This is a genomic window from Marinobacter sp. UBA2498 (assembly GCF_002341575.1).
In the GTDB taxonomy this organism is placed as follows: domain Bacteria; phylum Pseudomonadota; class Gammaproteobacteria; order Pseudomonadales; family Oleiphilaceae; genus Marinobacter; species Marinobacter manganoxydans.
On record NZ_DDOI01000158.1, the window covers coordinates 4925 to 11846 of the forward strand.

General features: G+C 56.0%; 4 protein-coding genes. 3 read left to right on the forward strand and 1 reads right to left on the reverse strand.

All coding sequences use genetic code 11. The annotated features are described in order from the left end of the window. Window positions 1–325: 325 nt before the first annotated feature. Window positions 326–982 carry a PEP-CTERM sorting domain-containing protein gene (locus B2W52_RS21965; protein ID WP_008169571.1) on the reverse strand — a complete coding sequence of 219 codons (657 nt, stop codon included), beginning with the start codon at window positions 980–982 and terminating at the stop codon, window positions 326–328. 360 nt (window positions 983–1342) lie between these two features. Between B2W52_RS21965 and aupA the strand changes: the two genes are divergently transcribed. From aupA to B2W52_RS21980, 3 genes are all read left to right on the forward strand, one after another. Next, on the forward strand, window positions 1343–2680 hold the full coding sequence (gene aupA / locus B2W52_RS21970; protein WP_273071528.1) for an alkane uptake protein AupA: 1338 nt from the start codon (window positions 1343–1345) through the stop codon (window positions 2678–2680). Between the two features lie 12 nt (window positions 2681–2692). Beyond that, window positions 2693–5920, forward strand: a complete 3228-nt coding sequence (locus B2W52_RS21975) for an Ig-like domain-containing domain (protein WP_053114230.1) — start codon at window positions 2693–2695, stop codon at window positions 5918–5920. A 158-nt stretch (window positions 5921–6078) separates the two neighbouring features. After that, the coding region (locus B2W52_RS21980) for a molybdopterin-dependent oxidoreductase (protein WP_286804091.1) at window positions 6079–6922 on the forward strand (844 nt) is incomplete at its 3' end.

Consider the following 6922-nt stretch of genomic DNA (forward strand, 5'->3'; position numbering starts at 1 on the left):
CAGCGTCTGCAATTTGCTCCGCTCATCACTCTGGATGAGATGGCTACGACTAGCTTCGAAGCTCTGGAGAAAAGCTCTGACTAGAACGTTCGCTTTTGTTTAAGGCCTCACTTTGGAATTGGCATCAATGGCAGACAACCTCAATTCCGCCCGGCCAATATATGGTGACAAACGGCGGCCAAATTATGGTGTCACTACCATCAAAAAAATCTCTCTTTTTCAGGCTGGAAATCAGTGCTGCCCGTAGCTTGTAAAGTTTTCTGACAAAAAAACCGCCGAGTGCTTTCGGCGGTTTTTGGAATTCCCTATCGCTATTCAAAAGTGGTTAGGCTTCAACTTTCTTTCTTCTCACCCACAAACCGATCAGACCAAGTCCAAGAAGCGCTAGTGTTCCCGGCTCAGGTACTGAAACTGTGCTGTAGCCATACGCTTTGTCACTTCCACCGCAGCTATTTTCATTGTCTGGCAGAAGTGAACCGTCGGCACAAAGCTGTTGCGCCCGAATAGCGACCACCCCAAAATCGCTCAGACTCAGTCCAAAGTCGGTTGTACTCCAACTAAAAGTCTGTATTCCGTTAAAGCCCTGAGTCCCAAGACCAAAAATCAAGCCCCAAGTACCATCAAAACCAGGAATGCTCAGCCCACTGATATTGCAACTTGGCGGCCCACAAACGCTGTCCGTAGTATCCCGGCCCTCAAGTGAGACACTGCTATCACCCGCCAAATTCAAAGCCCCACCGCCTGTTGCTTTGCTGCCAAAGTCAATAAACACGCCGAACGCTTCCGCATTCCAAGGGTGCACCGTCAGCGAATAGTTAAATTTTCCGGAGACCTCATCGTCCACCGTAAAAATATAATTTCCGGTACCGTTTTCATTGGTTGCCCACGTATCGTAGGTAATCATACCCGCCTGGGCAGACCCGGCTCCTGCAATGCACAATGCAAACAGTAACGAGGCCACAAACTTTCCTTTTTGCTTCATAACCCTCTCCTCCGTCCAAATCCCTCGGCTAGCGTAGAGAACATCTTCTATCTCTCCCGCCGAGCTCTTCAAAAGCACCGCAAGTTGCGAACCATACAGCGAAAATTATTTAAGGTCAGGCGCTTAATCATACCCGGATTTTCAGAAGCGCCAGCTCCATGTAAAGATTCTCGACATAAATATGCAGCATGCTCCGGACAGATAGAGGGGTAAACTGAGACGTGGTCTTTCCGACAATAATTTGCGTCACAACAGCCAACGTCCCCAAAAGACAAGCCGAATACACTACCTCCCGAACAAAAATACCAGCCGCCCTTCCGCGGCCCGAGTATAAAAACAACGAAGTAATGGAGTGTATCAATGGCTTTTTCCTCCCCTTCCCGGTCAAGGGCACTGTCTCTTGCAATCGCCACCGCCTCTGTCGGTTTCTCTATTTCGGTTAACGCCAGTATGGGCAACCTCGGCACCACCTATGGCGTCATGCCAGTGGATGTTGCCACAGCCCAGTCACTGTCCATGTTCAACGATCAGGTGTCAGCCACCTATTACAACCCAGCCTATCTGACCAAAGATGAGCGTGGGGAGCTGACGGCTGGCATTCTGCATGCCGAACAGGAACTGCGTTCTGCCAATCCGAATGCCAATGGCGACATCCTGGCCAACTCACCAAGCCAGCAGGTGCTGATTGGCATGAAAACCAATCTGGGTTCGCTGACTCGCTTCAAGCACCCGATCTATCTGGGCTTCATTGCAGGCGTCGAGAAATACGGCAAGGAAATGCTGGCGTTCGATTCGCAGACCACGGAGAACGGCCAGTTCCTTCAGTACGGTAAAGAGCCCCTGTTCCTGAACATCGGTGGCGCTACGCCGATCTGGCGCGGCATCTCCGCCGGTGCTTCGGTGCGCGTCACCCTGGATGCCCAGGCAAACCTCGATGCGGTCTCTACTCTGGGTGGCGAGACCAGCCGGGAACGCCTTGCGGTCAATGCCGAGCCCTCACTGAAAACCATTCTGGGCACCACCATTGATCTGGGCAGCACGTTCTGCCCGGACAGCGACTGCTTCCTGAACGGTTGGGAAACCGCACTCACTTATCGAACCAAGTCAGCGGCCTCCACATCCGTGGACTCCAACATCATTGTCACCCAGACCATTCCCGATCCCGGCCTGAGTCTGGCGGTCTCTACCATTGATTCCTTCCAGCCGGAAACCTTCGGATTTGGCGCTCAATACATGGGCGAAAACTGGCGGATTGGTGGCAGCGTAGAGCAGCAGAACTGGTCAGAGCTGGAGAAGGAATTTTCTTCCGATACGATCAAGGATCAGCAGTCTGCGCCAGCGGGCAGCCGGATTCAGTTCGACGACGTGCTGATTCCACGGATCGGCGCCGAGTACGCACTCAACAAGAACTTTTCTGTGCGCGGCGGCGTTGCCTATGAGGAGTCGCCGCTCAAGTCCACTCGCAATCCGGAGATCAATTATCTCGATACCGACAAGATTGTCGTCGGCCTCGGACTGAGTGCCACCTACGACCGCACCCGTCTGCTGGCCTATCCCGTCCGTCTGGACATCGGTTACCAGTACCAGCAACTGCAGGAGCGCGATTTCACACTGGTGGATTTTGACGGCAACGAAACGCCGGTTACTGCAGACGGCGACGTTCACGTTGTCAGCGGCTCCATCACCCTGAAGTTTTAAGGAGGGCACGCCATGAAGTACAACAACACACTGGCACTTATACCCGCCCTGTTACTGGCCGCCTGTGGTGGCGACGAACAGACCATGAATGAGAAAGTCTCCTCCGGCTCGGTGGTGTATTCCTACCCTGCTGATGGCCAGGCAGATGTCAGCCCGAAAGCCGACATTGTTCTGCGCTTCAGCCATGCGTTGACCGATGAGGATGCAGATCTCCAAAACAAGATTCTGCTGCAATCTCAGGAACAGTCACTGCCCTTTTCTATCAGCCGGATTGACGGCGGTAAAAGCCTCATGCTGTCGCCCTCGTCGGAACTCGACACGCTCGGCGACTACACGGTGACGTTCAGCGAACCGCTGGCTGCGGAGGGCGGTCGCCAGATCGACACCCCCAACGCGGTCGGCGATGCCGGCATCCAGTTCGAGACTCGGGGAAGTTTCTCCGGACCCGCAAGCATAACCAACTCGGCCGCGGATTTTGATATCGCCTGGCAGGTTCCGGCAAACAACAGCCCGTTCGAGGCCATGAACTTTTCCACATTCCGCCTGGCCATGACCCACCCGATCCATCCGGACTGGAAGGCTCTCGGCGGTTCCATCCAGCTGCTGGATGGCAGCGGAGAGGTTGTTCCAGCGATGGTTCTGGTGAAAGGCAATCGGATAACGGTGGACCCTTGTGTGGTCGAGGATCCCAGGGACTGTGGCAGCAAGGACGATGTCCTGGACACCGGCCAGACCTATACCCTGCGCCTGGAAAACCTGGCCAGCCTGACTTCGCCCGAAGCAGACCGGTTCAGTGAGGAAATCGCATTCACGCCCCGCGAGACAGGCCCAACGGTCGTACTTCAGCAGTCTGCTGTTGATTCCGGGCTGGCCGCAGGTATTGCGGAGCAAGACGTCACCCGATCAGTCCTGAACGGCCAGGCCATTAACGGCGTCACGCTCAACTCGGTGCTCCAGGGAGAAGCAGGCCCCTCCCAACAGACCGGCGATCTGTTTGCAGAGCTGGCTTATGCGCCGGCCTTCGAGGCTGATGAAGCGCTTCCGTTGCGTATCGCCCGGGGCAGCGTGCTGAACAGTACCAGTCTGGATGTTCTGGTGGGCGGCGAGGTTCCTGTGCTGGATGCCGCCAACGGTCAGCTCCAGACTACTGGCAACATCAAGGTCACCATGTTGTCAGACGCATCCGGCTACCTGAGCCCCAACCCCTACACCAATGACATTAACGCGCCCAGACATATCACGCTGTTTATGGATGTCTCCATGAACACCGAAAACGCCCAGCCCAACGCAGCACTCTCCCAGGATCTGATGGGGGTCGAGTTGCGCGGCATCGCACTGGTGCAGGATGGCGTATTGACCATCGATGCCATCGGAATGGTGGAGCCAAACCTTCTCGGCCAGGAGTACACTGACTCGACCATCGCGTTCCATCTTCAGGCGGCCACCGATGCCGATTCGGTTCTGGATGCCGAGCTACTCCGCGAGCTGGACAGCACTTCGCCCAGCCTGATCAGCTGGATGCCCGGACCGGACAACGCCATTCCGGATACGCGCCAGTCCATGCAGCGCCCCGGGGATCCGGTCATTCTGTTCTTTGATGAGCCGCTTGCCGCGGACTCCATTGATACCGGAATTTCACTGTTCGCGGATGGTGTTCCTGTTGAGACACTTGAGACACAACTGGACGGAACTGCCGTTATCGTGAATCCGGGCGATGGCCTGCGCCATGGCGTTGACTACGAAATCGTCATCGATGGTTTGACCGATCTGGCCGGCAACCCAGCCACCGTGGCACCGTTACAGTTTTCACTGGATGATATTGGCGGCTCCGCTGTAACCCGACGCCCTGCCCTGGCCCTGACCACCTATCCGGGCTACCCCTGCGAAACCGATCATAGTCTGCTGGATCTCTCCGCCGGCGTACTGGGACAGTGCTATTCCGATGGAGGTGTGGGTGACACTCTACCAGTCAGCACCATGCCGTCAGATCGTCCCATTACCGTTGTCTTCTCCAAGTCCATGGACCTGAATTCCATTATTCAGGGAGACACCTTCATCGTCGAGAAAGTGAGGCAGGAACCCAGTGGTTCGGTCACGGTTGTGGAAAGCAACGTACCTGGCCGGCTTGAAAAGAATCTCCAGCGGATCCGGTTCTACCCGGACCAGCCCTGGGAAGCCGACGCACACTATCGGTACACCCTGAAGTCATCGGAGGATGCAGGAAGCTGCTCGACTGGAAGCTACACCTCAGTTTGCGATTCCGATGGCCTGGCACTGAAAACCGACCTGCTTGAAGGGCTTGATGACGGAGGTGGCAACAACGGACCGGACGACATGGTGATCTATTTCACCGGAACCGAGCCTCTGGACAGCGTTTTCACGCCTCTGCGAAACCTGCCAGTTCGCGACACCAATGCCAACTTCATTGTGGACTGTGACTCCAACACCAACCCGGACTGTCTTGAGCCGTTTGACCATCAGGGCAGCGACGCTGAGGGCTGGGCCGCTTCAGCCAATTCAACGAAACTGAGGGTTCGCAATAACGAAGCATCAGCCTCTCCGCCCGTGATTGTGGCCAGTACCGCCGATGCGCGGGTTGGCTGCGAGACCGGCGAGCGTTGCCCCAAAGATAAGTTCATCTACCAGACCTACGCCCTCAACACGGAAGTTATTGGCCCTGGCGTTTATGAGCCAACCGGCGATGAGGGGATTCTGGTGAACCTGTATCCCACGCAGTTGGCGACCACATCGATCAGTGTGTTCACAGAGCTTCGGGTTTTTGGATTTATCCCACTCCAGGAGGAGTCCATTACCAATACCCAGGTCCTCCGCATGCGCTATGCCAAGGACGACCCGGCGTGTTCCGGCCCGGGCTGCAGCCGCTCTGGCCTGATACCCGGGGTTATAACAGAGGGTGAAAATGGCCAGCCGGTCTTCAAGACCCGGGCCGAATTGATGCTCGATGCGCCCGATATGGAAATCCCGCTGGGGGGCCGCCACGACCTGTACGGTCGGGAGTTTGTGCTTGAACTGGAGGGCAATATTACCTTCTTCGATGACGGCCGGATGCAGATTGAGCAACGCAATTCAAACCTGGTCGACATTAATGTCCGGGCGCGGGCGCTTGGGGTGCCTGGCGGCGAAATCGTGACGATTGATCTGCCGCTACAAATCCCCGAACAGGGCGTTTACCTCAACTTCATATCCAACCCGGTCAAAGAGATCCCGACAGAGCATTAAAAATGCTCTGAAACCATTGCAAGGGGCCAGCCTTCGGGTTGGCCCTTTTGCACAGGGTACAAGCGGTGGTTATTTCCCCATCCAAGCCATTTGCTGCTAATCTGGTTGCAGATTGAAACTGCTATAGCAAAACAACAACCCTTCAGGAGAGCCCCTTCATGGAAAACGGCACCCACTATCGTACCTGTCACCTTTGCGAGGCCATGTGCGGTGTCGCGATCGAAATGAAGGACGGCCGGATTGCTTCCATCAAGGGCGATGAGAATGATCCGCTCAGCCGGGGGCATATCTGTCCGAAGGCGGTTGCGCTTCAGGATCTGCACGAAGATCCGGACCGCCTGAAAAAGCCCATACGCAAAACCGGGACCGGCTGGCAGGAAATGGAGTGGGCAGAGGCGTTTGACCTGGTCGCCGAAAAGCTCCACCAGACCCGCCAGGACCACGGCCGCAACAGCATCGGCGTTTACCTCGGCAACCCGAACGTACACAACCATGGCTCTCTGGTTGCCACCATGCCATTGCTGCGGGCCATCGGAACCCAGAACCGGTTTTCAGCAACGTCCAACGATCAGCTGCCTCACATGCTCGCCAGTCTCGAGATGTTCGGGCATCAGGTTCTGTTTCCCATTCCCGATATCGATCACACGGATCTGTTTATCTGCATTGGCGCTAATCCCATGGCGTCCAATGGCAGCCTGATGACGGTTCCGGACTTCCGCGGGCGACTCAAGGCCCTGAAGCAGCGCGGCGGCAAGATGGTTGTGGTGGACCCCCGCCGCACCGAGACCGCAAAGCTTGCCGACGAATTCCACTTCGTCCGGCCCGGAAGCGATGCCCTTCTGATGATGGCCATGGTGCATACATTGTTTGAAGAAGAGCTTGTGGATCCCGGCCCGGCGGAAAGACTGGTGAAAGACGCAGACCCAGAAGCTAAAACGGTGATCTACTACTCCAACGGTTTTGACCTTGAGGTGCGCCTGCAATCAGAGGACAGAGCACACA

Excerpts from the sequence above, each read along its gene's own strand:
- B2W52_RS21965 (WP_008169571.1), bottom strand. The coding sequence starts at position 982 with ATGAAGCAAAAAGGAAAGTTTGTGGCCTCGTTACTGTTTGCATTGTGC.
- aupA (WP_273071528.1), top strand. The coding sequence starts at position 1,343 with ATGGCTTTTTCCTCCCCTTCCCGGTCAAGGGCACTGTCTCTTGCAATC.
- B2W52_RS21975 (WP_053114230.1), top strand. The coding sequence starts at position 2,693 with ATGAAGTACAACAACACACTGGCACTTATACCCGCCCTGTTACTGGCC.